19 protein-coding genes and 1 pseudogene are annotated in these 25,299 nt (G+C 72.9%); 5 read left to right on the forward strand and 15 right to left on the reverse strand.

Annotated elements, in window-relative coordinates; genetic code table 11:
* Positions 1-33 precede the first annotated feature (33 nt).
* Positions 34-999, reverse strand: coding sequence for a lipoyl synthase (gene lipA / locus ACF1GV_RS04310; RefSeq protein ID WP_391677691.1), 966 nt, complete (start codon positions 997-999; stop codon positions 34-36).
* A 103-nt stretch (positions 1,000-1,102) separates the two neighbouring features.
* Positions 1,103-1,900, reverse strand: coding sequence for a lipoyl(octanoyl) transferase LipB (lipB, locus tag ACF1GV_RS04315; RefSeq protein WP_391677692.1), 798 nt, complete (start codon positions 1,898-1,900; stop codon positions 1,103-1,105).
* 231 nt (positions 1,901-2,131) lie between these two features.
* On the opposite strand from lipB, the gene ACF1GV_RS04320 reads away from it, so the two are divergent.
* Complete coding sequence (locus ACF1GV_RS04320; RefSeq protein ID WP_391677694.1) at positions 2,132-3,568, forward strand: regulator; 1,437 nt, start codon at positions 2,132-2,134, stop codon at positions 3,566-3,568.
* A gap of 116 nt (positions 3,569-3,684) precedes the next feature.
* Here ACF1GV_RS04320 and ACF1GV_RS04325 read toward each other — a convergent pair whose 3' ends face one another.
* Both ACF1GV_RS04325 and ACF1GV_RS04330 read right to left on the reverse strand, forming a co-directional pair.
* Entirely contained in the window at positions 3,685-5,058 is a 1,374-nt protein-coding gene (locus ACF1GV_RS04325; protein ID WP_391677697.1) for an NAD(P)/FAD-dependent oxidoreductase, read from the reverse strand.
* A 172-nt stretch (positions 5,059-5,230) separates the two neighbouring features.
* Positions 5,231-6,124 (reverse strand): TIGR01777 family oxidoreductase, encoded by an 894-nt coding sequence (locus tag ACF1GV_RS04330; RefSeq protein WP_391677699.1) that lies wholly within the window; start codon positions 6,122-6,124, stop codon positions 5,231-5,233.
* A 74-nt stretch (positions 6,125-6,198) separates the two neighbouring features.
* On the opposite strand from ACF1GV_RS04330, the gene ACF1GV_RS04335 reads away from it, so the two are divergent.
* The gene (locus ACF1GV_RS04335; RefSeq protein WP_391677702.1) at positions 6,199-6,696 is read left to right on the forward strand and encodes a GNAT family N-acetyltransferase; all 498 of its coding nucleotides are present in this window, start codon (positions 6,199-6,201) and stop codon (positions 6,694-6,696) included.
* A 13-nt stretch (positions 6,697-6,709) separates the two neighbouring features.
* Here the strand turns inward: ACF1GV_RS04335 and ACF1GV_RS04340 are convergent, their stop codons facing one another.
* The gene (locus ACF1GV_RS04340; protein WP_391677704.1) at positions 6,710-7,894 is read right to left on the reverse strand and encodes a MarP family serine protease; all 1,185 of its coding nucleotides are present in this window, start codon (positions 7,892-7,894) and stop codon (positions 6,710-6,712) included.
* A gap of 200 nt (positions 7,895-8,094) precedes the next feature.
* On the opposite strand from ACF1GV_RS04340, the gene ACF1GV_RS04345 reads away from it, so the two are divergent.
* Positions 8,095-8,973, forward strand: coding sequence for a peptidoglycan recognition protein (locus tag ACF1GV_RS04345; protein WP_391677707.1), 879 nt, complete (start codon positions 8,095-8,097; stop codon positions 8,971-8,973).
* A 58-nt stretch (positions 8,974-9,031) separates the two neighbouring features.
* Here the strand turns inward: ACF1GV_RS04345 and ACF1GV_RS04350 are convergent, their stop codons facing one another.
* From ACF1GV_RS04350 to ACF1GV_RS04380, 7 genes are all read right to left on the reverse strand, one after another.
* A complete protein-coding gene (locus ACF1GV_RS04350) occupies positions 9,032-9,550 on the reverse strand; it encodes a DUF4240 domain-containing protein (protein WP_391678486.1) in 519 nt (172 codons plus the stop codon).
* 56 nt (positions 9,551-9,606) lie between these two features.
* The gene (locus ACF1GV_RS04355; RefSeq protein ID WP_391677709.1) at positions 9,607-10,608 is read right to left on the reverse strand and encodes a helix-turn-helix transcriptional regulator; all 1,002 of its coding nucleotides are present in this window, start codon (positions 10,606-10,608) and stop codon (positions 9,607-9,609) included.
* Between the two features lie 77 nt (positions 10,609-10,685).
* A complete protein-coding gene (gene aceE / locus ACF1GV_RS04360) occupies positions 10,686-13,397 on the reverse strand; it encodes a pyruvate dehydrogenase (acetyl-transferring), homodimeric type (protein WP_391677712.1) in 2,712 nt (903 codons plus the stop codon).
* A gap of 383 nt (positions 13,398-13,780) precedes the next feature.
* Entirely contained in the window at positions 13,781-14,404 is a 624-nt protein-coding gene (locus ACF1GV_RS04365) for a GntR family transcriptional regulator (protein WP_363268331.1), read from the reverse strand.
* A gap of 310 nt (positions 14,405-14,714) precedes the next feature.
* Positions 14,715-16,493, reverse strand: coding sequence for a 2-oxoglutarate dehydrogenase, E2 component, dihydrolipoamide succinyltransferase (sucB, locus tag ACF1GV_RS04370; RefSeq protein ID WP_391677714.1), 1,779 nt, complete (start codon positions 16,491-16,493; stop codon positions 14,715-14,717).
* Between the two features lie 58 nt (positions 16,494-16,551).
* On the reverse strand, positions 16,552-17,940 hold the full coding sequence (lpdA, locus tag ACF1GV_RS04375; RefSeq protein ID WP_391677716.1) for a dihydrolipoyl dehydrogenase: 1,389 nt from the start codon (positions 17,938-17,940) through the stop codon (positions 16,552-16,554).
* 313 nt (positions 17,941-18,253) lie between these two features.
* The gene (locus ACF1GV_RS04380; protein WP_391677718.1) at positions 18,254-19,804 is read right to left on the reverse strand and encodes a leucyl aminopeptidase; all 1,551 of its coding nucleotides are present in this window, start codon (positions 19,802-19,804) and stop codon (positions 18,254-18,256) included.
* A 463-nt stretch (positions 19,805-20,267) separates the two neighbouring features.
* Here ACF1GV_RS04380 and ACF1GV_RS04385 point away from each other — a divergent pair.
* Positions 20,268-20,558: pseudogene (locus ACF1GV_RS04385) on the forward strand (glycosyltransferase); the annotation flags it as partial.
* 55 nt (positions 20,559-20,613) lie between these two features.
* Here the strand turns inward: ACF1GV_RS04385 and ACF1GV_RS04390 are convergent.
* The gene (locus ACF1GV_RS04390; RefSeq protein ID WP_391677720.1) at positions 20,614-21,219 is read right to left on the reverse strand and encodes an RDD family protein; all 606 of its coding nucleotides are present in this window, start codon (positions 21,217-21,219) and stop codon (positions 20,614-20,616) included.
* Between the two features lie 43 nt (positions 21,220-21,262).
* A complete protein-coding gene (locus ACF1GV_RS04395; protein WP_391677722.1) occupies positions 21,263-22,051 on the reverse strand; it encodes an adenosylcobinamide-GDP ribazoletransferase in 789 nt (262 codons plus the stop codon).
* A 70-nt stretch (positions 22,052-22,121) separates the two neighbouring features.
* On the opposite strand from ACF1GV_RS04395, the gene ACF1GV_RS04400 reads away from it, so the two are divergent.
* Complete coding sequence (locus ACF1GV_RS04400; RefSeq protein ID WP_391677724.1) at positions 22,122-22,886, forward strand: hypothetical protein; 765 nt, start codon at positions 22,122-22,124, stop codon at positions 22,884-22,886.
* 640 nt (positions 22,887-23,526) lie between these two features.
* Here ACF1GV_RS04400 and ACF1GV_RS04405 read toward each other — a convergent pair.
* Complete coding sequence (locus tag ACF1GV_RS04405; protein WP_391677726.1) at positions 23,527-25,263, reverse strand: phosphatidylglycerol lysyltransferase domain-containing protein; 1,737 nt, start codon at positions 25,261-25,263, stop codon at positions 23,527-23,529.
* Between the last annotated feature and the right edge of the window lie 36 nt (positions 25,264-25,299).

Genomic DNA, 25,299 nt, shown 5'->3' on the forward strand with positions numbered 1-25,299 from the left:
TCTCGCGCTGTCTGCGCGCACACCGCCCGGCGATCACACCGCCTGCGCGGCGATGAACTCCCCACGCTTCTCGATGGCCATCTGGTACAGGCGGCCGGCGCGGTAGGAGGAGCGGACCAGCGGGCCGGACATCACGCCGGAGAAACCGATCTGCTCGGCCTCCTCCTTCAGCTCCACGAACTCGTGCGGCTTCACCCAGCGCTCCACCGGGTGGTGCCGCACGGAGGGACGCAGGTACTGCGTGATGGTGACCAGCTCGCAGCCCGCGTCGTGCAGCTGCTTGAGCGCGTCGCTGACCTCCTCGCGGGTCTCGCCCATGCCGAGGATCAGGTTGGACTTGGTGACCAGGCCGAAGTCGCGGGCCTCGGTGATGACCTTCAGCGAGCGCTCGTAGCGGAAGCCGGGGCGGATGCGCTTGAAGATCCGCGGGACCGTCTCGACGTTGTGCGCGAAGACCTCGGGGCGGGAGGCGAAGACCTCCGCCAGCTGCTCCGGGACGGCGTTGAAGTCGGGGGCCAGCAGCTCGACCTTGGTGCGGCCGCCCTCGCGCTCCGCGGTCTGCTGGTGGATCTGGCGCACGGTCTCGGCGTACAGCCAGGCGCCGCCGTCCTCCAGGTCGTCGCGGGCGACGCCGGTGATCGTGGCGTAGTTCAGATCCATCGTGACGACGGACTCGCCGACGCGGCGCGGCTCGTCGCGGTCGAGCGCCTCGGGCTTGCCCGTGTCGATCTGGCAGAAGTCACAGCGCCGGGTGCACTGGTCGCCGCCGATGAGGAAGGTCGCCTCGCGGTCCTCCCAGCACTCGTAGATGTTCGGACAGCCGGCTTCCTGGCAGACCGTGTGCAGGCCCTCGCTCTTCACGAGGTTCTGCATCTTCGAGTACTCGGGACCCATTTTCGCCCGGGTCTTGATCCACTCGGGCTTGCGCTCGATGGGGGTCTGGCTGTTGCGGACCTCCAGGCGCAGCATCTTGCGTCCGTCGGGTGCGACTGCGGACACATCGGCTCCCTGTAGCTTCGATTCTTCGGCGTACACAAGGGTACGCCCGTTATTCGGTACGCCCACCGTGTGGGCCAACCCCCGCTCGCGGGGGCGCATTCCCTCAGGCGGACGCCTTCTCGATCACCCGGGGCCTCAGCTCCGCGTTCTCCAGTACGTCGCGCAGGTGCCGTTCGGCGACCGGCAGCACCTCCTCGATGGTGATGTCCCGGCCCAGCTCGTTGGCCAGGGAGGTGACGCCCGCGTCCCGGATGCCGCACGGGATGATCCGGTCGAACCAGACGTTGTCCGGGTTCACGTTCAGGGCGAAGCCGTGCATGGTGACGCCCTTGGCCACCCGGATGCCGATCGCGGCGATCTTGCGGTCCTCGCGGCGCTGACCGGCGTTGGAGGGGGCGTAGTCCGGGCCGTTCAGCCGCGGGTCGAACTCCTCGTCGTGCAGCCGGGGGTCGAAGTCCAGCGACAGACCGCCGAGCGCGGGGCGTTGCTCGACCGGGTCGCCGAGCACCCACACGCCGCTGCGGCCCTCGACGCGGGTGGTCTCCAGGCCGAACTCCGCGCAGGTGCGGATCAGCGCCTCCTCGAGGCGCCGGACATGGGCGACCACGTCCACCGGGCGGGGCAGCTTCTGGATCGGGTAGCCCACCAGCTGACCCGGGCCGTGCCAGGTGATCTTGCCACCGCGGTCCACGTCGATCACCGGCGTGCCGTCCAGAGGGCGCTCGCTGTCCTCCGTGCGCCGGCCCGCCGTGTAGACCGGAGGGTGCTCCAGCAGCAGGACCGTGTCCTCAATCTCGTCCGCGAACCGCGCCGCGTGCACCCGGCGCTGCTCGTCCCACGCCTCCTGGTACTCGACGGCATCCGCGCCGAACCCCATGCGGACGAACCGCAGCTCACTCACGGCAAGCGCCTCCTCGAAGTCGTAAGGCATGAAACGCGCCCACGCCACTGTACGACTGCCTCGGACGCGTCAGCCCTGCGGGCAATCCTCACACGATCGGATGAATGGGTGGGGAAGTGTGCGATCACCTGTTCACGCTCCGCTACATTCGCGCCGTCCAAGAGGCCATAAGGGCTGCTCACAGGCAATCCGGCACCTCGCAGGCCTGGAAGGCAGGAGACCGCACCGCAGATGACGGAACGACCCGCGCAGCGCACTCCCAACCGACAGCTCGCCGCGCTCATCGCAGAAGCGGGGTTCTCCAACGCGGGTCTCGCGCGTCGCGTGGACCAGCTCGGGCTCGAACACGGGCTGGACCTCAGATACGACAAGACGTCCGTGACGCGGTGGCTACGGGGGCAGCAGCCGCGCGGGACGACCCCGGCGCTGATCGCCGAGGTGTTCACCCGGCGGCTCGGGCGGCGGCTCACCGCCCAGGATCTCGGCCTCGACGCGTGCGCCCCCGTGTACGCCGGGCTGGAATTCGCCGCGACCCCCGACGAGGCGATCGACATCGTCAGCGGCCTGTGGCGCAAGGACTCCGGTAACCACGCCGAGCTGCGGAAGATCGCCTTCACACCGGCGGGGCTCGTGGTGCCCAGCCGGGACTGGCTGATCGGGCGGTCCGACGACAAGGTCGCGCGCGGTGAGCCGCCGATGCGAGTGCCGGTGCAGGGGCGGTCGGTGGTGCCGCAGCAGCGGGGGCGGGCCGAGCGGCAGCCCGCCGTGCGGGTCTCCGCCGGGGACATCGCGGCGCTGCGGTCCGTCGCCGAGCTGTTCCGCACGCTGGACGACACCTACGGGGGCGGGCACGCCCGGCAGGCGCTGGTGCGGTACCTGGAGCACGAGTGCGAGCCGATGCTGCGCGGGGTGTACGGGGAGCAGACCGGGCGCCGGCTGTTCGCCGCGGCGGCCGACCTGACCCGGCTGGCGGGGTGGACGTCGTACGACATCGCGGCGCACGGGCTCGCGCAGCGGTACTTCGTGCAGGCGCTGCGGCTCACCCAGGCGGCGGGGGATCGGGCGTACGGGGCGTATGTGCTGGTGACGATGAGCCGGCAGGCCGTCTACCTCGGGCACGGGCGGGAGGCCGTGCAGCTGGCGCGGGTGGCGCAGCAGGGGGTGGGGACCGGGGTGCCGCCGGTGGTGCAGGCGCTGCTGCACGCGGCGGAGGCGCGCGGGCACGGGGTGCTGGGGGAGGTGCGGTCCTGCACCGCCTCCCTGGTGCGGGCCGAGCGGGCGCTGGAGGCGGCGAGGGGCGGGGACGAGGTGCCGCACTGGGCGCGGTTCTTCGACGAGGCGCAGCTGGCGGACGAGTTCGGGCACTGTCACCGGGATCTGCAGCAGTTCCGGGCGGCGGCGCAGCATGCGGAGCGGTCGTTGCTGCTGCGGGGGAGCGGGTACGCGCGCAGCCGGCTGTTCTGCACGGTGGTGCTGGCGACGGCGCGGCTGGGGCTGGGTGAGCTGGAGCAGGCGTGCCGGCTGGGGGCCGAGGCGGCGGGGGCGGCCGCGGAGATGCGGTCCGTGCGGGCGGTGGAGTATGTGCGGGACTTCGAGCGGCGGTTGGAGCCGTATCGCGATGCCGCGGCTGTCCGGGGGTATCGGGAGCGGGTCGCTGCGCTGGCTTAGGGGTGCGGGCGTCGGCGGGTGCGTCGTGGCTGGTCGCGCAGTTCCCCGCGCCCCTGAGCCGGCTCGCGGGCAGGCACCCGCGGCCGGCCACGACCAGCCTCGTTCAGGTGCCGCCGCTACGCCGCCCTCCCCATCGAGGAGGCGGGGTCTGCTCGGTGGAGGGAGCCTGTGAGGCCCAGGTCGGTCAGGAGTGCCGTGGTTGCTCGGTGGGCCGAGTGCAGGGCTCCCTGGACGGTGCTCGTGTCGCGGTGGTCGCCGCAGATGTAGAGGCCCGCCAGCAGGCGTACCGGTTTGCGCAGGTCGTGCGGGGGGCGCATCGCCGGGACCGCGTCGGGCGTGTGGTGGACGGCCAGGGTCTCCCAGCGGCCCGTCGACACGCCGTAGAGGCGGGCCAGATGGAGGCGGACGGCGGCGTCCACGTCCGGGGGCGGGGTGCCGAGGACCGTGGAGGAGATCAGGGCGCGGCCCGCCGGAGCGCGGGTCGGGTCGACGCGGCTGATCACCGCCGTATGGGCGACCGGGCCGCCGCGGTCGGCGTCCAGCAGCAGGGAGGCGCCGGTGCGCGGTGGGTCGTCCGTCGTGTGGTGGACGACCGTCACCGGGTGGAAGTCCGGCACCCGCAGCCCCGGCAGCAGCTCGGCGGCGGTGCGGGCGTCCGTGGCGACCAGGACCGCCCGGCAGCGGAAGACACCGTGTTCCGCGGTCGTCACGGAGGTCGTGGCGACCGACGTGGCGCGTACGCCCGTGTGCACGGTGCCCGGCGGCAGGGTGCGGGCCAGCAGCTCCGGCAGGACGTCCGCGCCGCCCTCCGGCAGGCACAGCCGGCCCGCGGCGAACGCGCGCAGCGCCAGGTCGGCGCAGCGGCTGGACGTGGTCAGCTCCGGGTCGCACAACAGGGCGGCCAGCAGTGGGCGCAGGAAGCCCTCGACGGTGCGGGCGGGCAGGCCGCGCGCGGTGAGGGACCGGCCGGCGTGCGTCTCCGGGCGGGCGAGGACCTCGTCGATCGGCAGGTTGGCCAGCCGGGTCAAGGCCGGGACCAGACGGGCCTGGTCGACCGGCGTGCCCAGCGGGGCGCTCGCGCGTACCCGGGGCGCGGCGGCCGTGCGGGGCGCACTCGCCAGAGCGCGCACTACGTGAAGTGCGCCGCGTGCGCCCCCAGTGCTCCGTGCGCCCCGACCGGCCGCGGTGGCGCCCGCGTGATGATGCCGGCCGTCGCTGTGCAGCAGGACGCCGGGGGCGAAGGGGCGCACGGCCAGTGCGCCCAGTTCCGGGGTCAGGCGTAGTTCGGGATACGCGGTGGACAGCAGCTGGCCGACGCGGTCGAGCCGGAAGCCGTCGACCTTCTCCGTCGCCATGCGGCCGCCCACGCAGGGGGCGGCCTCCAGTACCGCGGTGGTGATTCCTGCGCTGGTCAGCCGATGCGCTGCCGAGAGTCCGGCAACCCCGGCTCCCACGACGACGACGTCTGCCTGGTACGCGGGCTCAAGCACGTGCCCCTCCTCGAGGTTGCGCGGCCGGTGGAGACGTCATGCCCCCAACGGGCGTCCCGGATACCCGAGTTCGGGTCGAGAGTAGGGCGGTGATCGGTCAGGGACAGTCGCGCATGGACAGGGCACGGGCGCACGCCGGTCGCATACGGTCACATCCGTCCCCGGTTCTGTCTCACGCCGCTCGGATCGCGTCCTCGATGTCCGGGAAGGCGAACGTGAAGCCCGACCGCAGCAGGCGCGTGGGAAGGACCCGTTGGCTGCCCAGGACGTCACCCGCCATCTCACCGAGGGCCAGGCGCAGCGCCGCGGCCGGGACCGGCAGCGGGGCCGGGCGGTGCAGGACGCGGGCCATGGCCTCGGTGATCTCACCGTTGGTCAGCGGCCGCGGTGCGGTGAGGTTGACGGGGCCCGACAGGTCCGTGCGGTCCATCAGGTGGCGGATCGCGGCCACCTCGTCGTGCAGCGCGATGTACGACCAGTACTGCCGGCCGTCCCCCAGCCTGCCGCCGAGTCCCGCCCGGAACAGTGGGAAGAGACGGCCCCACGCCCCGCCCGACCGCGACACGACCAGGCCGGTCCGCGGCAGCACCGTCCGCACCCCGGCCGCGCGCGCCGGTTCCGTGGCCGCCTCCCACTCCACGCACAGCTCGGGCAGGAAGCCGGTGCCGGGCGGCGCGTCCTCGTCCACCGCTTGCTCACCCGTGTCGCCGTAGATGCCGATCGCGCTGCCGTTCACGAACACCCGCGGCGGCGTGTCCAGGGACGCCAGCGCCCGCGCCAGCGTGCGGGTGCCCTGCACCCGGCTGGAGCGGATCCGCGCCTTGTACGCCGCGCTCCAGCGCCGGTCGCCGATCCCGGCCCCGGCGAGGTTGACCACGGCGTCGCAGCCCTCCAGCCCCGCGCTGTCCACCGACGAGCGCTCGGGGTCCCAGCGGACCTCGTCCGGTCCGGCCGGGTCGCGGCGCACCAGGCGTACCACCCGGTGCCCCTCCGCGTTCAGGGAACGGGCCAGGGCGCTGCCGATGAGGCCGGACGCGCCGGCCACCGCGATGCGTGCAGGGTGCATGACCCACATCCTCTCCGGCGCCCGCGCGAAAATCGCGGTGAGACGCGTGTGCTGTCCGCCGTAGGGTGACCGGCATGTCCGAGCCGAACCCGTCGTTCATACGTACCGCCCGAGCCGAGGACGAGGATGCACTGCGCCGGCTCGACCGCGCCGTGTGGTCCTTCATGCACTCCGTCGCGGGGCCGCCCGCGCCGGACGCACCCTTCTTCCCGAAGGACGCCGGGCCCGAAGCCCACCTGGTCGCCGAGATCGACGGCCGCGTCGTCGGATACGTCCGCCTCGGCACGCCCACCCCGCTGCCCTCGAACGCGCACGTGCGCTACATCCGCGGCCTCGCCGTCGCCGAGGAGGCCCGCGGCAAGGGCGTCGGGCGGGCCCTGCTGCGGGCGGCCGTGGCCCAGGCCCGCGGCAAGGGCTTCCGACGGATCACCCTGCGCGTCCTCGGGCACAACACCGGGGCACGCGCCCTGTACGAGTCGGAGGGCTTCGTCGTCGAGGGGCTGCAGCCGGAGGAGTTCTTCCTGGACGGCGTCTACGTCGACGACGTGATGATGGGCAAGCGGCTCCTCTGACGCACCCCCGCGGTCACGATGTGACGAGGTCGCCCGTGTCCACCGCCTCCGTGGCGTTCCTCCCCTGCCGGGCGTCCTCGGCCACCTCGGCCGTCGTCAGGACGTAGCCCGTCTCGTCGTCCGAGGTGGAGCGGGCGAAGACCACGCCGAACACCCGGCCGTCGGTGGTCAGCAGCGGGCCGCCGGAGTTGCCCGGGCGCACCGTCGAGCGGATGGAGTAGATCTCGCGGGTCACCGTGGCGTCGTTGTAGATGTTCTGGCCGGTCGCGCGCACACGGCCCGCGACCGTCGCGGCCTGCAGGTTCAGGTCGCCGTCCTGCGGATAGCCGGCCACCACCGCCCGGTCGCCGCGCCGGGCGCCGTCGTCGAAGCGCAGCACGGGCGCCCTCAGGTCCGGCACGTACAGCACCGCCACGTCCCGGTCGGGGTCGAACAGCACCACCCGCGCGTCGTAGGTCCGGCCGGCGCCGCCCACCCGCACACCCGGGCGGTCGATGCCCGCCACCACGTGGGCGTTGGTCATCACATGCCGGGGCGCGTACACGAAGCCGCTGCCCTCGCGGCCCTGGGTGCCCGCGGCGCCCTCGATCTTCACCGTGCTCAGCTTGGCCGCGTTCGTGGCGGCCGCCGTGACGCTGTCCCCGGTGGGCCGGGGCACCTCGGCCGTCGACTCGTTCTCGAACGGGTTGAACACCTGCGGGAAGCCCGCCTCGGTGAGCGCGGACGTGGCCCGCGAGAACCACGCCGGCGTGGTGTCGGGCATCGCGTCCTGCACCGCGCCGAGCAGCCGCGAGTCGCGTATCGCGCTCGTCACGACGGGGGTGGAGGACGCGCCGAGCACGCTCGCGGCGACCCACGCCACCAGCAGCACGGCGAGCGCGTTGGCCGTCGCCCCGCCGACGCCGTCGGCCACCCTGAGCGGGCCCCGGTCCAGCTCCCGCCGCAGCCGCAGCGCGAGCCGCCCCGCCAGCTCGTGCCCCACCACGGCCGGCACCAGCACGGTGCACACCGCCACGACGGTCGCCGCGGTCGTCCCCGGCGACACCAGGCGCATCGCCCACGGCAGGACCCACACGCCGATCGCCGCGCCGCCCACGAACCCGGCCAGCGAGACGCACCCGGCCACCAGCCCGCGCCGGTAACCGGAGCCCGCGTACGCCAGGATCACCAGCAGCAGCACGATGTCGAGCAGGTCCACGAAGCCGCCTTTCTCTCGCCCTCCGGACGTGCGGGCCAGGGGCACCCCTGGGTACGCGCGCCGGGGGCCGGATGATCAGCCGTCCACCGAACCCCTCACCGCCTCGGTACCCCGGGAAACGCCCCGGACCGGGACGATGGTTCCACCGGGTGGCACACCACACATCGCGGACCGGGCGCGGCGCGCCCACAGTGGGACACATGCGTGTCGTGCGAAGAGCGCGCGAAGCCGCCCGGGCCCGCGGCGGCGCCCGGGCAGCCGCCCGCGTCTCCCCGCGTTCACCCCGGGCAGCCGGCCGCGCCCGCCCCCGGATACCCGGCCCAGCCCTCGCCGCGGCCGCCTGCCTGCCGGGCCTGGCCGCCGCCGTCGCCCTGGTGCTGTGCGCGAACGGTGTCGAGCGTGCCGCCGACGCCACTCGTCCCGCCTCCCGGCCGCTCGCCGCACGCCCCGCGCCGCACACCGCGCCCCCGCCGCGGATCGTGCCCCGCACCGCCTGGCTCGGCCCGGGCGTCCGGCCCAGCCAGCCGCCCCCGCGCTACGACGACGAGGTCGTCGCCGTCTTCGTCCACCACACCGACACCCCGAGCGCCTACGACTGCGCCGACACCCCCCGCATCATCCGGGACGTCTACACCGGCCAGACCGGCGGCCGCGACTGGGACGACATCGGCTACAACTTCCTCGTCGACCGCTGCGGCACCATCTACGAGGGCCGCGCGGGCGGCGTCGACCGCCCGGTCACCGGCGCCCACACCCAGGGCTTCAACCACCGCACCGCCGGCATCGCCGCCATCGGCACCTTCACCGGGGGCACGCCGGTGCCGCGCGCCATGGCCGACGCGATCGCCGCCCTGGTCGCCTGGAAGCTCGGCCCGGCCGACGTCGACCCGCGCGGCACCGCCCGCCTCACCTCCACCAACAGCGGCAGCCGCTTCCCGCGCGGGGCCACCACCGCGCTTCCGGCGGTCGCCGCCCACCGCGACGCCTACGAGACCACCTGCCCGGGCGCAGCCCTGATCGCCCGCCTGCCGGAGATGCGGCAGCGGGCCGCGGCACTGCAAGGCCGGCCGCCCCGATGAGGGAGCAGCCGGCCCGAGGATGCCGCCGGGACGGACCGCCCGCGCGGACGGAGCCGGCTCACTCCCGGAAGCGGTACCACAGCTTCGGATAGCGCTCCGCCAGCGCGCCCTCGTCCTCGAAGTCGACCGGCGCGCCCTCCGGTTCCGACGGGGCCGGCGGGATGCCCAGGTCGGGGGCGACCGTTCCGGTGAGCTGTTCGTAGGCCTCGTCGGCGGCGTAGCCCAGCTCCTCGCCGTCGCCGTCGATCTCCTCGTCGAAGGCGTCCAGCAGGTCCGCGAGCGCGTCCGGATCGTGCAGGGCGCCCTCGAACACCTCCCGGCCCTGGCCGATCAGCCAGCAGCGGAAGAAGTCGAAGGCGTCGTCGCTGGCCCCGTCCAGCAGCACCCAGGCCGCGCCCCACAGGTCCCAGCGGTAGGCGCGGTTGTAGCGGACCTCGAAGTGACGGGCGAAGTCGAGCACCGCTTCGGGGTCCTGCCGGAGCAGCCGGTCGACGAGCAGGTCCGCCTGTTCCTCCGGGTCGCCCTCGGCGGCCTCGCGCGTGGCGTCGATCAGCTCCCAGAACTCCGTCTCGTCCATCACGGGTCCAGCATCCTGCGTCGGGGACGGGGGCGCACGCGGAGTGCGCCGGTTCGTCACGGCAGGGCGCTCGCCGCCTCACCCGCGCCGCCGTACAGCCGCGCCAGCCGTGCCGCGTCCCCGGCGAACCGCGCGCGCAGGGCCGCCGGGGCCAGCACCTCCGCTTCCGGCCCGAGCGCCCTCAACTGGGTGTGCGCGACCTCCTCGGACTCCACCGGCAGCGTCATCGTCACCCAGCCCTCGCCGTCCGGTTCCCCGGCCGCCGCCAGCGCCTCCCGCGCGGACAGCGTGTCCACGGCCCACCGAAGGGTGCGCACGCCCTCGGGGGACAGCCGCAGGACGACCTCGGTGCGCAGCAGCGAGCGGGCGAACCGCTCGGAGTGCTCCGCCCAGAAGCCCGGCAGGTCGAAGTCCTCGTCCCGCACGAAGCGGTCCTCACCGGCCGCGACGGCGCAGAACCGGTCGATACGGTACGTGCGGTACGCCCCGTCCTCCGCGACCCGCGCGCACAGGTACCAGACCCCGGCCTTCAGCACCAGGCCGTACGGCTCCAGCACCCGCTCCACCTCGCGCTCGCCCCGCCGGTAGCGCGCCGTGACCCGGCGGTCGTCCCACACCGCCTCCGCGACCGCAGGCAGCAGCCGAGGTGTCTCCGGCTCCCGGAACCAGGCCGGCGCGTCCAGATGGAAGCGCTGCGCCGCCGTACGGGAGGCGTCCCGCAGCGACGGCAGCAGCGCGGCGGAGACCTTCAGCCGGGCGGCGGAGGCGGCGTCCTCCAGGCCCATCTCCCTGAGCGCCCCCGGCACCCCCGACAGGAACAGCGCCTCCGCCTCGCCGCGGGCCAGCCCCGTCAGCCGGGTGCGGTACCCGCCGATCAGCCGGTAGCCGCCCGCCCGGCCCCGGTCCGCGTACACCGGGACGCCCGCCTCGCTCAGCGCCTGCGCGTCCCGCGTGACGGTCCGCTCCGACACCTCCAGCTCCCGCGCCAGCTCGGCGGCGGTCATCGAGGGCCGGGACTGCAACAGGAGCACCATCTTGATCAACCGGGCGGCACGCATACGGCCATCATGCCGGGGCCCACCGACAGCGAAGGGGCACGGCGGACGCCGTACCCCTTCGCCTGGACCCGAGTGACTTACAGGCCGTACTTCTCGCGCGCTTCCTTCACCGACGCCGCCTTGACCTCGCCACGGCCGGCGAGCTGGGCCAGCGCCGCGACGACGATCGACTCGGCGTCGACGCCGAAGTGGCGGCGGGCGGCCTCACGGGTGTCCGACAGACCGAAGCCGTCGGCGCCCAGCGAGGACCAGTCCTGCTCCACCCACTGCGCGATCTGGTCCGGGACCTGGCGCATGTAGTCGGAGACGGCCAGCACCGGACCCTCGGCGCCCTGCAGCGCCCGCCGGACGAACGGCACCCGCTCCTCGCCGCGCAGCAGCGCCGCGTCGGCCTCCAGCGCGTCCCGGCGCAGCTCCGTCCAGGAGGTCGCGGACCACACGTCGGCGGCCACGCCCCACTCCTCGGCGAGCAGCTGCTGCGCCTTGAGCGCCCAGTGGATCGCCGTACCGGAGCCCAGCAGCTGGATGCGCGGGGCGTTCGCCGGGACGGTGACGCCCGCGGACTCCGCCGTGTTGAAGCGGTACAGGCCCTTGACGATGCCCTCGTCGATGCCGAGGCCCTGCGGCTTCGCCGGCTGCGGCATCGGCTCGTTGTAGACCGTCAGGTAGTAGAAGACGTTCTGGTCCTCGCCCGGCTTGGCCTCGCCGTACATCCGGCGCAGACCCTCACGCACGATCACCGCGATCTCGTAGGCGAACGCGGGGTCGTAGCTGAGCGCGGCCGGGTTGGTCGCGGCGATCACCGGCGAGTGGCCGTCGGCGTGCTGCAGGCCCTCACCGGTCAGCGTGGTGCGGCCCGCCGTGGCGCCGACCAGGAAGCCGCGGCCCAGCTGGTCGCCGAGCTGCCACATCTGGTCGGCCGTGCGCTGCCAGCCGAACATCGAGTAGAAGATGTAGAACGGGATCATCGCCTCGCCGTGCGTCGCGTACGCGGTGGACGCGGCGATGAAGTCGGCCATCGAACCGGCCTCGGTGATCCCCTCGTTGAGGATCTGGCCGTTCTCGGCCTCCTTGTAGTACATCAACTGGTCGCGGTCGACCGGCTCGTACGTCTGGCCCTTGGGCGAGTAGATGCCGAGGGACGGGAAGAGCGACTCCATGCCGAAGGTGCGCGCCTCGTCGGGGACGATCGGCACCCAGCGCTTGCCGGTCTCCTTGTCTCGGACCAGGTCCTTGACCAGGCGGACGAACGCCATCGTGGTCGCCACGCTCTGCGAGCCGGAACCCTTGTCGAAGGCGGCGAACGCCTTCTCGGCCGGGGCGGGCAGCGCCGGCAGCGGGTGCGTTCGACGGACCGGGGCCGGGCCGCCGAGCGCCGCGCGGCGCTCCTGCAGGTAGCGGACCTCGGGGGAGTCGGCGCCCGGGTGGCCGTAGGGGACCACGCCGTCGACGAAGTCGCTGTCCTTGATCGGCAGCTCCAGCAGGTCGCGCATCGCCTTGAACTCGTCCACCGAGAGTTTCTTCATCTGGTGGTTGGCGTTCTTCGACGCGAAGCCCTCGCCGAGGGTGTGGCCCTTGACCGTCTGGGCCAGGATCACGGTCGGCGCGCCCTTGTGCTCGACGGCGGCCTTGTACGCGGCGTACACCTTGCGCGGCTCGTGACCACCGCGGGAGAGGTGGAAGCAGTCGAGGATCTTGTCGTCGCTCAGCAGCTTCGCCATCTCGGCGAGCGCCGGGTCCTTGCCGAAGAAGTCCTCGCGGATGTACGCGGCGTCGCGGGTCTGGTACGTCTGGATCTGCGCGTCCGGTACCTCGCGCAGCCGGCGTACCAGCGCGCCGGTGGTGTCGAGCTGGAACAGCTCGTCCCAGGTGGAGCCCCACAGCGTCTTGATGACGTTCCAGCCGGCGCCGCGGAACTGGGCCTCCAGCTCCTGCACGATCTTGAAGTTGGCGCGGACCGGGCCGTCGAGGCGCTGCAGGTTGCAGTTGATGACGAAGGTGAGGTTGTCCAGCTCCTCACGGGCGGCGAGCGCGAGGGCCGCCGTCGACTCCGGCTCGTCCATCTCGCCGTCGCCGAGGAACGCCCACACGTGCGAGGCGGAGACGTCCTTGATGCCGCGGTTGGTGAGGTAGCGGTTGAACCGCGCCTGGTAGATCGCCGACAGCGGGCCGAGACCCATGGAGACGGTCGGGAACTCCCACAGCCAGGGCAGGCGGCGCGGGTGCGGGTAGGACGGCAGGCCGTTGCCGCCGGCCTCCTGGCGGAAGTTGTCCAGGTGGGCCTCGGTCAGGCGGCCGTCCAGGAACGCGCGGGCGTAGATGCCGGGGGAGGCGTGGCCCTGGATGTACAGCTGGTCGCCGGAGCCGGCGGCCTCTCCGGAGTCCTTGCCTTTGAAGAAGTGGTTGAAGCCGGTCTCGTAGAGCCAGGCCGCGGAGGCGAAGGTGGCGATGTGGCCGCCGACGCCGTGCTTGCTGCCGCGGGTCACCATGGCGGCCGCGTTCCAGCGGTTCCAGGCGGTGATGCGGGCCTCCAGCTCCGGGTCACCGGGCAGGCCCGGCTCCGCGGAGGTGGGGATGGTGTTGACGTAGTCCGTCTCGAGGAGCTTCGGCAGGGCGATGCCGGCGCCCTCGGCGCGCTCCAGCGTGCGGCGCATCAGGTACGCGGCCCGGTGCGGCCCGGCCGCCTTGGCGACGGCGTCCAGGGAGGCCTGCCACTCGGCGGTCTCCTCGGGGTCACGGTCCGGGAGCTGGTCGAGCTCGCTCGGCTGGATGGCGTTGGGGTCGGTCATGTCGCCGCCTTCCTCAGTCGAAGGGGGGTTCCCTCACAGCGAAGGGTTCGGGGGTGCCCTAGGTCTTTGGCAGGACAGGGCTCGAGAACTTCGGTGGAAGTCCGTCGGTGACTCTAACTCCGTGATCGATGATCGATCAAAGGGTTGAGGCGGAAAACCTCTTGATCACGAGAAAGTCGGCACGGGGTGCCTCCGGCGGTGGCACGGGGTGACGGTGCTGGTGGGCTGTTTGTGCAGGTGAGCGCGGTGGGGCGCAGGAGAGCTCGGGTGGTGCGGTGGGGTGGCGGGTGCGGGTCGCGCCGTGGCTGATCGCGCGGTTCCCCGCGCCCCTCTCGGGGGCGCCTTCGGGGGCGGGAAGTGCGGGGGCGGCGGGGCGATACGCCCTAGGCGCGGGGCGCGCAGCCCAGGACGTGGGCCTTCACCAGTTCCGCGATCCGGGGATCGCGGCGCTGGAAGGCCTGCACCAGCTCCTCGTGCTCCTCCGCGTACGACTGCTGGACCGTGCCCAGCCAGCGGATCGACAGGGCCGTGAAGACCTCGATACCGAGGCCCTCCCAGGTGTGCAGCAGCACGGAGTTGTCGGCTGCGCGGACCAGCTCGCGGTGGAAGCCCACGGTGTGCCGGACCTGGGCCGTGCCGTCGGCGTTGCGGTCGGCCGCGTAGAGCGCGGTGACGTGCGGCTCCAGCACCGAGCAGTCCACCGCCAGCTTCTCCGCGGCCAGCTCGGCCGCGATGGCCTCCAGGCCGGCCCGCACTGGGTAGCTCTCCTCCAGGTCGGCCGCGGTCAGGTTGCGTACCCGCACGCCCTTGTTCGGGGCCGACTCGATCAGCCGCAGCGACTCCAGCTCACGCAGCGCCTCGCGGACCGGGGTCTGGCTGACCTCCAGCTCGGTGGCGATACGGCGCTCCACGATCCGCTCGCCCGGCTGCCAGCGCCCGCTGACGATTCCCTCCACGATGTGCTCGCGGATCTGTTCGCGCAGCGAGTGGACGACGGGCGCGGTCATGAGGGCTCCTTAGGGAGGGCTGACATTTAGACAATACGGCGGCTTCGCTCCGCGGGAAGGGCGTGTGGGGGTGTCTTTGCGCAGGTGAGATGAGGGTTACACGCCGTGGGTGCGGCGGGGGCGCCCACTGGCTCGGGTTCGTCCCCTCTCGGGCGGGTGCGGGTCGTATGTGGCTGGTCGCGCCCACGCGGCGCAGCCGCATGTCGATACAGCCCCGCGCCCCTCGGGGGTGCAGCCGCTCCGCGCAGCAAAGACGGCGCCCCGCCCGGAAGACTCCGGGCGGGGCGCCGTACTGCCTGGATCACAGAGCTCAGAGGCCGAGCTCGACCTCGAACTCGCCCGCTTCCAGGATCGCCTTGACCGTGGTCAGGTAACGCGCGGCGTCGGCGCCGTCCACCAGGCGGTGGTCGTAGGACAGGGTCAGGTAGACCATGTCGCGGATGCCGATGACCGTGCCCTCGGCGGTCTCGATGACGGCCGGTCGCTTGACCGTGGCACCGATGCCGAGGATCGCGACCTGGCCCGGCGGCACGATGATCGTGTCGAACAGCGCGCCACGCGAACCGGTGTTGGAGATGGTGAAGGTCGCGCCGGACAGCTCGTCCGGGGTGATCCTGTTGGCGCGGACCTTGCCGGCCAGCTCCGCCGTGGCCTTGGAGATGCCCGCGATGTTGAGGTCGCCGGCGTGCTTGATGACCGGGGTCATCAGGCCCTTCTCGGAGTCCACCGCGATACCGATGCTCTCGGTGTCGAAGTAGGTGATCGTGCCCTCGGCCTCGTTGATCTTGGCGTTGATGACCGGGTGGGCCTTCAGCGCCTGCGCGGCGGCCTTGACGAAGAACGGCATCGGGGAGAGCTTGACGCCCTCACGCGCGGCGAAGGAGTCCTTCGCCTGGGCGCGCAGCCGCATCAGCTTGGTGACGTCGACCTCGACCACCGAGGACAGCTGGGCCTGCTCGTGCAGGGCCTTGACCATGTTGTCGCCGATGACCTTGCGGATCCGCGGCATCTTCACGGTCTGACCGCGCAGCGGGGAGACCTCCAGCGCCGGGGCCTTCTTGGCGGCGGCCGGAGCAGCCGCGGCCGGGGCCGGGGCGGCGGCGGGGGCCTTGGCGGCCTCGGCGGCGGCCACGACGTCCTGCTTGCGGATACGGCCGCCGACACCGGTGCCCTTGACGGTGGCCAGGTCGACGCCGTTCTCGGCGGCGAGCTTGCGCACCAGCGGGGTCACGTAGGCGCCGTCGTCGGCCGGCTGGGCGGCGGCCGGAGCGGCCGGGGCCGGGGTCACCGGGGCCGGGGCGGGCGCCGGAGCCGCGGGGGCGGCCGGAGCCGGGGCGGCAGCGGCGGGCGCGGCCGGAGCGGCGGGGGCCGGGGCAGGGGCGGCGGGCTGGGCCGGGGCCGCGGGGGCGGCCGGGGCCTCGGCGGCGGGGGCCGGAGCCGGGGCCGGGGCGGCGGCCGGAGCGGCACCCGCCTCGCCGATGACGGCGAGCTTGGCGCCGACCTCGGCGGTCTCGTCCTCGTTCACCACGATCTCCAGCAGCACGCCGGAGGCGGGCGCCGGGATCTCGGTGTCGACCTTGTCCGTGGAGACCTCGAGCAGCGGCTCGTCGGCCTCGACCGAGTCGCCGACCGACTTCAGCCAGCGGGTGACGGTGCCCTCGGTGACGGACTCGCCGAGCGCCGGGAGGACCACGTCGGTGCCCTGTGCGGAGGAGGCGCCGGAGGTGGCCTCGGCGGACGGGGCCGGGGCCGGGGCGGCCTGCTCGGTGGACGGCGCGGCCGCGGCGGGCTCGGGGGCCGGGGCCGGAGCCTCCTCGGCGGCCGGAGCCGGGGCGGCAGCGGGGGCACCGGTGCCGTCGTCGATGACGGCCAGCTCGGCGCCGACCTCGACCGTCTCGTCCTCGGCGACCTTGATGGAGGCCAGGACACCCGCGGCGGGAGAGGGGATCTCGGTGTCGACCTTGTCGGTGGAGACCTCGAGCAGCGGCTCGTCGGCCTCGACGCGCTCACCCTCGGCCTTCAGCCATCGGGTGACGGTGCCCTCGGTGACGCTCTCACCGAGCGCCGGAAGGGTTACGGAAACCGCCATGGTTTCGGTTGCTCCTTACGAGTTGCGGAAAGTCTGTGTCGTCGCGCCCGAGGGCTGATCAGTCGTGCGCGTGCAGCGGCTTGCCGGCCAGTGCCAGGTGGGCCTCGCCGAGCGCCTCGTTCTGCGTCGGGTGGGCGTGGACGAGCTGGGCGACCTCGGCCGGCAGCGCTTCCCAGTTGTAGATCAGCTGGGCCTCGCCGACCTGCTCGCCCATACGGTCACCGACCATGTGGACGCCGACCACGGCACCGTCCTTGACCTGGACGAGCTTGATCTCGCCCGCGGTCTTCAGGATCTTGCTCTTGCCGTTGCCCGCCAGGTTGTACTTCAGAGCGACGACCTTGTCCGCGCCGTAGATCTCCTTGGCCTTGGCCTCGGTGATGCCGACGGAGGCGACCTCCGGGTGGCAGTAGGTCACCCGCGGGACACCGTCGTAGTCGATCGGGACGGTCTTCAGACCGGCCAGCCGCTCCGCCACCAGGATGCCCTCGGCGAAGCCGACGTGTGCGAGCTGGAGCGTCGGGACGAGGTCACCGACGGCGGAGATGGTCGGAACGTTGGTGCGCATGTACTCGTCGACCAGGACGTAGCCGCGGTCCATGGCGACGCCGGCCTCCTCGTAGCCCAGGCCCTGGGAGACCGGCCCGCGGCCGACCGCGACCAGCAGGACCTCGGCCTCGAACTCCTTGCCGTCGGCGAGGGTGACCTTGACGCCGTCCTGGGTGTACTCGGCCTTCTGGAAGAAGGTGCCCAGGTTGAACTTGATGCCGCGCTTACGGAAGGCGCGCTCGAGCAGCTTGGAGGAGTTCTCGTCCTCGACCGGGACGAGGTGCTTCATGCCCTCGATGATCGTGACGTCCGAGCCGAAGGACTTCCACGCGGAGGCGAACTCGACGCCGATGACGCCGCCGCCCAGGACGATCGCGGACTTCGGCACGCGGTCCAGGACGAGGGCGTGGTCGGAGGAGATGATCCGGTTGCCGTCGATCTCCAGGCCCGGCAGCGACTTCGGCACGGAGCCGGTCGCGAGCAGGATGTGGCGGCCCTGGACGCGCTGACCGTTCACGTCGACGGAGGTGGCCGACGCCAGGCGGCCCTCACCCTCGATGTACGTCACCTTGCGGGAGGCGACCAGACCCTGCAGGCCCTTGTACAGGCCCGAGATCACGTCGTCCTTGTACTTGTGCACACCCGCGATGTCGATGCCCTCGAAGGTGGTCTTGACACCGAACTGCTCGCTCTCGCGCGCCTGGTCGGCGATCTCACCGGCGTGCAGCAGGGCCTTGGTGGGGATGCAACCCCGGTGCAGGCAGGTACCGCCGACCTTGTCCTTTTCGATCAGGGCGACGTCCAGGCCCAGCTGAGCCCCGCGCAGGGCCGCGGCGTAACCACCGCTACCACCGCCGAGGATCACTAGGTCGAAAACGGTGCTGGCGTCGTTCGCCACGTCACGTCCTCCATGCATGTGCGCCGTACGCCGGTCGTCGATGACCGGCAGGCGGCTGGTGTCCGGCCGCTCGTTCTTCGGCCCTCGGGTAGGGGCCCTGTCCTGCCGGGCTCCATCTTTGCACTTGTCGGACGGGATCGAGACGCCGGGCCGGTGTGTGAGACGTCCCACGTTCCCTGGTGAGCGACGGGGCGGATGCCGACGCAGAGGGGCGCGGGGCCGGATCGACATGCGGCTCCGCCGCGTGGGCGCGATCAGCCCAACGCGGCGGAGTGCGTCGTACGGCGCCGACAGGCGACCTACGAACCGGACATCACCCGAGGTCACCGGCCGCGGCCAGCTCCGCGACCCGGACCAGCGTCCGCACCGCCGTGCCCGTGCCGCCCTTCGGCGTGTAGCCGAACGGCCCGCCCTCGTTGAACGCCGGACCGGCGATGTCGAGGTGCGCCCACGGGATGTCCTCGCCGACGAACTCGCGCAGGAAGAGACCGGCGACGAGGCCGCCGCCCATCCGCTCACCCATGTTGGCGATGTCGGCGACCTGGGAGTCCATGCCCTTGCGCAGGTGCTCCGGCAGCGGCATCGGCCAGGCCGGCTCGCCGACCTCCTCCGCGGCCTCGTGCACCGCGGCGCGGAACGCGTCGTCGTTGGCCATGACGCCGAACGTCCGGCTGCCCAGCGCCAGCATCATCGCGCCGGTCAGCGTGGCCACGTCGATGATCGCGTCCGGCTTCTCCTCCGACGCCGCCCACAGGGCGTCGCCCAGCACCAGCCGGCCCTCGGCGTCGGTGTTGAGCACCTCGACCGTCTTGCCGCTGTACATGCGCAGCACGTCACCGGGGCGCACGGCGGAACCGGAGGGCATGTTCTCGGCCAGCGCCAGCCAGCCGGTGACGTTGACCTCCAGGCCGAGGCGCGCGGCGGCGACGACGGCGGCGAAGACGGCCGCCGCACCGCTCATGTCGCACTTCATGGTCTCGTTGTGACCGGCCGGCTTCAGCGAGATGCCGCCCGAGTCGTAGGTGATGCCCTTGCCCACGAAGGCGAGGTGCTTCTTGGCCTTGGAGCTGGTGTAGGACAGCTTCACCAGGCGCGGAGCGGCCGCGGAGCCGCCTCCGACGCCGAGGATGCCGCCGTAGCCGCCCTTGGTGAGCGCCTTCTCGTCGAGCACCTGCACCTTGATGCCGTGCTCCTTGGCCGCGGTCTGCGCGATCGCGGCGAAGGACTGCGGGGTGAGGTCGTTCGGCGGGGTGTTGATCAGGTCGCGGGCGCGGTTCAGCTCCTCGCCGACCGCGGTGGCGCGGGCCAGCGCGCCCTTGTACGCGGCGTCGCGCGGCTTGCCGCCGAGCAGCACGGCCTCGGCGAGCGGCGCCTTGCCGTTCTTGGCCTTCGCGTCGTTCTTGGCCTGACGGCCGTTCTGCTTGTAGACGTCGAAGGAGTACGCGCCGAGCAGCACGCCCTCCGCGACGGCGCCGGCGTCGGCGGCGTCGGTCAGCGGCAGCGCGAACGCGGCCTTCTTCGTCCCGGTCAGGGTGCGGGCGGCCACGCCGGCGGCCCGGCGCAGCGCCTCGGCGTCGTACGTCTCGTCCTTCTCCGGCTCCGTGCCCAGGCCCACCGCGATCACGAGCGGTGCCTTGAACCCGGCCGGCGCCGGCAGCTTCGTCACCTCGCCCTCGGCACCGGAGGCCCCGAGGGTCTCCAGGACGGCGGCGAGCCGCCCGTCGTAGGCCTTGTCCACGGCCTCGGCGCCCGGTGCGACGACCAGGTCGCCGGACTTGGATCGGGTGCCCTTGGCGACACCGATCACGATCGCGTCGGCCCGCAGACCGGACGCCGCGGCGGTGCTGAGAGTGAGAGCAGTCACGGTGGTGATATCTCGCTTCCGATGTGAAGTTCCTGCGGCCGAGTGGTGTGGGTTCGACCGGACCCGACGGCCGACACTAGATCCGGGTCCGGGAGGCGGTCCCCACCGGGGTGTCCTGACCGGCGCGGCGGACCGGCGGGACACCTGGAGGGAGCCTACGCTCGCGGGCCCGTTCGCTCACTCCTGCGAGCGTTCACCTGTCGGTGGCGTCATGGCCATTTCCCGATCCTCGCACCTGATGACCTGAGTCACACTCATCGGGTTGCGGTGAGTACCGACCTCATCGCTTCGCATCATTTCCACGGATCCTCCGCGTCCCGGTCACAACGAGCGGGGGGCCCTTGGGGGGAGAGCGCGGCATGGCGCACAGTGCGCGCAGAACCACGGCTGCCCTGGTGACGGCGGCGGCCACGACGGCACTGGGGCCGGCGGCGCCCGGCGCCGCGGCGGCCACCACGCCGCGCATCGACCTGGAAGGTGCTGGTCGTGGACGACGGGAGCAGCTCCGTCGCGGCCATCACCGGCCAGCTCAGGAGCACCGGCATCCCGTACACGAGCGTCGACCCTCAGCCGGTGCGGCCGCATCGACCCGATCAAGGACCTGGAGACCCTCCTGCGCGCCTACGCCGCCGGCCGCGTCGTGATGCTGTCCTCCACCTCCGAGGGCTTCCCGTTCTCGCTCATCGAGGCCATGTCCTGCGGCCGTACGACCGTCTCGACGGACGTCGGCGGGGTGCGCGAGGCCGTCGGGGACCTGCCGACGAGCCGCTTCTGCGCGGCGTCGCGCCGCCTGGGGCCGAGTTCGATGCTCAAGAAGTACGAGCCGGGGGCGTGACGCCGGCCCTGCTGAGACCCAGTCCCGTCACCGCCGTCCCCGCGATCCGGTCGGCCAGCGAACGCCGGCTGGGGGAGAACACCGGCAGCGCGTTGACCAGGAACAGCAGCACCGCCAGCGCCCACACCAGGAACGACAGTGCGAAGTGCCCCTCGATCAGCAGCACGCAGGCCACCGCGTACACGGCGACGTCGGCGGCCGTGGTGACGGCGGCGCGCAGCGCGGCCCGGCGCGGGGCGGCCTCCGCCACCCTCAGACCGAGCACGCCCTTGCCGACGGTGCGCCCGAGGAGGGCGAGGCAGGCCCACTGGTAGGCGAACGTGGCGAGCACCAGCACCGCGAAGGCCTGCTCCATGTACAGCACCACCTTGTGCCACAGCGACGACCCGAGGTGCTCGGAGGCGCCGAGCACGTCGCCGCGCGAGGTCAGCAGATCCAGGCCGCCGCGGGTGGCCAGTTCGGGCACGTCGGTGACGAGCGCGGATATCCGGTGGAAGGTGAGCACCGCGAGCGCCGACGCCGCCGCGACGACGAGCGCGAAGTCGATGAACCAGGCCACGGCACGGCGCAGCTTGGGCATGACGGTCCCCCGATCGATCACCATCCGTGTACGGCGGAAGAGATTACCGACCCAGGCACAGCACCAGCAGGGCGACCGTTGCGGCCGTCTCCGCCAGCGCGCCGAACACGTCACCGGTGACCCCGCCGAAGCGGCGGACGCAGTGCCGCAGCAGGAGTTCGGCGGCGGCGAGCGCGAGCAGCACCGCGAGAGCGGCGCGCAGCGCGTCGTATGCGCCGAGGAGGGCGCCGCCCGCCGCGGCGGCAGCGGTGACCAGGGCGGCGGCGCCCGCCGCGCCGCCCGCCGGTACGACCCCGGCCACGGCGGCGCCGAGGCCCTCGGGACGGGCGGCCGGGACTCCTCGCCGGGCGGCCAGCGTCAGCGCCAGCCGGGCGGCGGCGGCCGAGACGAGGGCGGCCAGCGTGCCACGGCCCCAGGAGCCGCCGTAGAGCTGCGCGAGCGCCGCGACCTGGACGAGCAGCACGAAGACCAGCGTGAGCACGCCGAACGGCCCGATGTCCGACTGCTTCATGATCCGCAGCGCGTCCTCGGCGGGCTTGCCGCTGCCCAGCCCGTCCGCGGTGTCGGCGAGCCCGTCCAGATGCAGTCCCCGGGTCAGTACGGCGGGGACGGCGGCCGCGGCGGCGCAGGCGAGCAGCGCGCCGGCGCCCAGGGCCAGCAGGGCGAGCGCGCAGCCGGCGGCCAGGGCGCCGACGACCAGGCCGGCGACGGGCGCGGCCAGCATGCCGCCGCGCGCGGCTCCGCGGTCCCAGCGGGTGACGGTGACCGGCAGGACGGTGAGCGTGCCGAAGGCGAACCGCAGGCCGTCGAGGGGGGAGGGGGTCGTGGACACCGGCGCAGGGTATCCGGGGGGCGCGCGGGCACGGACGGCGGCCGGGGGCGGGCGCGACTAAAGTGCGGATATGGGGCATTGGTGGGTGCGCAACGTCGTGGAGCCGGGCAAGCTGCCCCTGCTCCTCGCCCTGACAGCCTTCGTGCTGACCTTTCTGGTCACCCGGCTCATCACCCGGCTGATCCGGGCAGGCAAGGGCCCCTTCGGCAATGTGAAGGCGGGCGGGGTGCACGTCCACCACGTCGTCCCCGGGGTCGTCCTCACCGTCGTGGGAGGCTTCGGCGCGGTCGCCGGTGGGCAGCACGGCTTCGGCTCGGGCCTCGCCGCGGTCGTCTTCGGCATCGGCGCCGGGCTGGTCCTGGACGAGTTCGCGCTGATCCTGCACCTCGACGACGTCTACTGGAGCGAGGCGGGCCGCCAGAGCGTCGAACTCGTCGTCTTCACCGCCGCGCTGGTCGGGCTGGTCCTCGTCGGCTTCGCACCCTTCGGCGTCAACGACCTCAGCCAGGGGGAGCTGCAGGACCGGGGGCAGGTCATCCTGACCGTCGGGGTGAACTTCCTCTTCTCGCTGATCGCCCTCGCCAAGGGCAAGGGCCGCATGGCCGTCATCGGCGTGATCATCCCCTTCATCGCGCTGATCGGCGCCGTACGGCTGGCCCGTCCCGGCTCTCTGTGGGCCAAGCGCCTCTACCGCCGCCGTCCCCGCGCCCGGGCCAAGGCCGGACTGCGCGCGTACCGCCACGACCTGCGCTGGTCCCGGCCCCGCCGTGCCGTCCAGGACTGGCTCGGCGGCAAACCGGATCCCGAGCCGGCCCGGACCGTCGAACGCCGGTGACGCCGCCGCCACTGCGCCGCCGCGCACAGCACCACCACGCCCGCGAGCGCGGCCAGGTGCTCCTTGCCGGCCAGGTTCTCCTTCACCAGCACCTCGGCGATCATCGCCACGGTCACCGCTGCGGCCGTGACATGGGCCCCGTAGCGCCAGCACAGGTACACCGCGAGACACACCACGGCCGCCGACGGGCCCGTGTCGACCACTTGGGCGTCGGAGGCGGGCAGGCCGAGCGGGCTGTGCGGGCCGAGCCAGATGCCGAGGCGGGCGTAGAGGGTGCCGGCCAGGGTCGCGGCGTAGGCGATGACCAGGGTCCGCCACCAGCCCAGGCACAGCTCGGCGATGCCGAACACCAGCAGGATCTGGGCCAGCGCGCCCCATACGGGCAGGTCGAGCGCGGGCACGTACAGGGACAGGGGCGTGCGCAGCAGGGCCAGCCAGAGGGGGTCCTCGGCACGCACGGCGCCGGCGGCCTGCACGACGCCGAAGCCCCAGGGCTGGTTCTGCACGAACTGGAGCACGGCTGTCAGGCACACCGCCGCCGACGTCATCGGAGCCGCCCGCCAGTGCCGCTTGAGCAGCGGCTCGCGCACGGTGACGTACAGCAGTCCCCATTCGGCGCGGGCCCAGCGGGCGAGGTGCTTCATCTGCGGGTCTCCAAATGCGTACGGTGCAGCCACTTCGGCAGCCCCGGCGCCTCCAGGAAGCCTTCCGCGCGCGCCGAGGCGAGGCCGATGCGCAGCAGGTCCGCGCTCTTCTCGAAGAGCAGGAACCGGGGCTCCCAGATGGGCCGGTACTTCGCGTTGGCGCGGTAGAGCGACTCGATCTGCCACCACCGGGAGAAGAAGCTGAGCAGCGACCGCCACAGCCTCAGCACCGGCCCGGCGCCGAGACGTGCGCCACGTTCGAAGACCGAGCGGAACATCGCGAAGTTGAGAGAGACCTGGGTGATCCCGATCTCGCCGGCCCGCCGCAGCAGTTCGATGACCATGAACTCCATCAGGCCGTTGTCGGAGTCCCGGTCCCGTCGCATCAGGTCCAGGGAGAGCCCCTTCGGACCCCAGGGCACGAAGGACAGCAGCGCCCTCAGCCGGCCCTCGGCGTCATGGCACTCCAGCATCACGCACCGGCCGTCGTCGCCGTCCCCGAGCCGCCCCAGCGCCATGCTGAAGCCCCGCTCGGTGGCCCCGTCCCGCCAGTCGTCGGCGCGGCGTACCAGATACGTCATCTCGTCCGCCGGGATCTCCTCGTGCCGCCGGATCCGCACCGTGTACCCGGCCCGCCGCACCCGGTTGCAGGCCTGCCGCACCGTGCGCATGGCCCGCCCCTCCAGGGTGAACTCGGCGGCCTCGACCACCGCCTCGTCGCCGAGTTCCAGCGCGTCCAGGCCGTGCCGCGCGTACACGGTCCCGGCCTCCTCGCTCGCCCCCATCACCGCCGGGATCCAGCCGTGCGCGCGGGCCTGCGCCAGCCACGGCTCGATCGCCCCCGGCCACGCCTCCGGATCGCCCAGCGGATCCCCGGACGCCAGTGACACCCCGCCGAGCACCCGGTAGGCGACGGCCGCCTTCCCGGTCGGCGACCACACCACGCTCTTCTCGCGGCGCAGCGCGAAGTAGCCGAGCGAGTCCCGCTCCCCGTGCCGCTCCAGCAGTTCCCGCAGCCCCTTCTCGTCCTCCGCGGTGAGCGGGTCGACGGCGCGCCGGGAGCGGAAGGCGGCGTACAGGACGGCGAGCACCAGGGCCGTGCTGAGCACGTTGACCGCCACGTCCACCCAGGTGGGCGTCGACAGGCCGGGGAAGCGGGAGTCGTCCGCGGCGACCGAGACCAGCCGCAGCGTGCCGTACCGCCAGCGGGAGGCGAACGTCGAACGGCCGGCGTCCGCCGCCTGGTTGGTGACCGTCACCAGCAGCGCCGCCAGCAGCGACGCGGCGAGCCCGCCACCGGCGGCGACCACGGCGGCGAGCCGGGGGTTGGACCGGTCGCCCTTGGCGTAGAACTCACGCCGGCCGGCGAGCAGCGCGGCGACGAAGGCCGCGGTCAGGGCCAGCGACACCCAGTTCTGAGCGGAGCGCCGGATCTCCGGCAGCAGCGCCATGGCCAGAACGAACAGCGCGAGGAACGCCCCGCCGAGCACCAGGTTCAAGATCCACGCGGCCCGTTTGCGCCGCCGCATGGTGACGGCCAGGAACGCGGTGAAGACACCCGACGCGAACCCGGCCGTCAGCAGGTAGGGCGTGAAGAGGTTCTCCTGGTTGTGCCGCCGTACGTCCTGCCCGAGGGAGACCCACACCGCGCTCAGGAAGTTGACGAAGGCGACGGCGCGCAGATACCAGACGGCGAAGGCGGCGGCCCGACGTGCGATGCGGCTCTCTCCCATGACCGGGGATCATATGGCCGCTATTGGGGTAAACCG

This window comes from Streptomyces sp. NPDC014006, from assembly GCF_043088925.1.
Taxonomy (GTDB): domain Bacteria; phylum Actinomycetota; class Actinomycetes; order Streptomycetales; family Streptomycetaceae; genus Streptomyces.

What these genes read in the sequence shown, in the direction of transcription:
- ACF1GV_RS04320 (WP_391677694.1), top strand. Translation starts at nt 2,132, where the DNA reads ATGACGGAACGACCCGCGCAGCGCACTCCCAACCGACAGCTCGCCGCG.
- ACF1GV_RS04330 (WP_391677699.1), bottom strand. Translation starts at nt 6,124, where the DNA reads ATGCACCCTGCACGCATCGCGGTGGCCGGCGCGTCCGGCCTCATCGGC.
- ACF1GV_RS04335 (WP_391677702.1), top strand. Translation starts at nt 6,199, where the DNA reads ATGTCCGAGCCGAACCCGTCGTTCATACGTACCGCCCGAGCCGAGGAC.
- ACF1GV_RS04345 (WP_391677707.1), top strand. Translation starts at nt 8,095, where the DNA reads ATGCGTGTCGTGCGAAGAGCGCGCGAAGCCGCCCGGGCCCGCGGCGGC.
- ACF1GV_RS04350 (WP_391678486.1), bottom strand. Translation starts at nt 9,550, where the DNA reads ATGGACGAGACGGAGTTCTGGGAGCTGATCGACGCCACGCGCGAGGCC.
- ACF1GV_RS04355 (WP_391677709.1), bottom strand. Translation starts at nt 10,608, where the DNA reads ATGCGTGCCGCCCGGTTGATCAAGATGGTGCTCCTGTTGCAGTCCCGG.
- aceE (WP_391677712.1), bottom strand. Translation starts at nt 13,397, where the DNA reads ATGACCGACCCCAACGCCATCCAGCCGAGCGAGCTCGACCAGCTCCCG.
- ACF1GV_RS04365 (WP_363268331.1), bottom strand. Translation starts at nt 14,404, where the DNA reads ATGACCGCGCCCGTCGTCCACTCGCTGCGCGAACAGATCCGCGAGCAC.
- sucB (WP_391677714.1), bottom strand. Translation starts at nt 16,493, where the DNA reads ATGGCGGTTTCCGTAACCCTTCCGGCGCTCGGTGAGAGCGTCACCGAG.
- ACF1GV_RS04390 (WP_391677720.1), bottom strand. Translation starts at nt 21,219, where the DNA reads ATGCCCAAGCTGCGCCGTGCCGTGGCCTGGTTCATCGACTTCGCGCTC.
- ACF1GV_RS04400 (WP_391677724.1), top strand. Translation starts at nt 22,122, where the DNA reads ATGGGGCATTGGTGGGTGCGCAACGTCGTGGAGCCGGGCAAGCTGCCC.
- ACF1GV_RS04405 (WP_391677726.1), bottom strand. Translation starts at nt 25,263, where the DNA reads ATGGGAGAGAGCCGCATCGCACGTCGGGCCGCCGCCTTCGCCGTCTGG.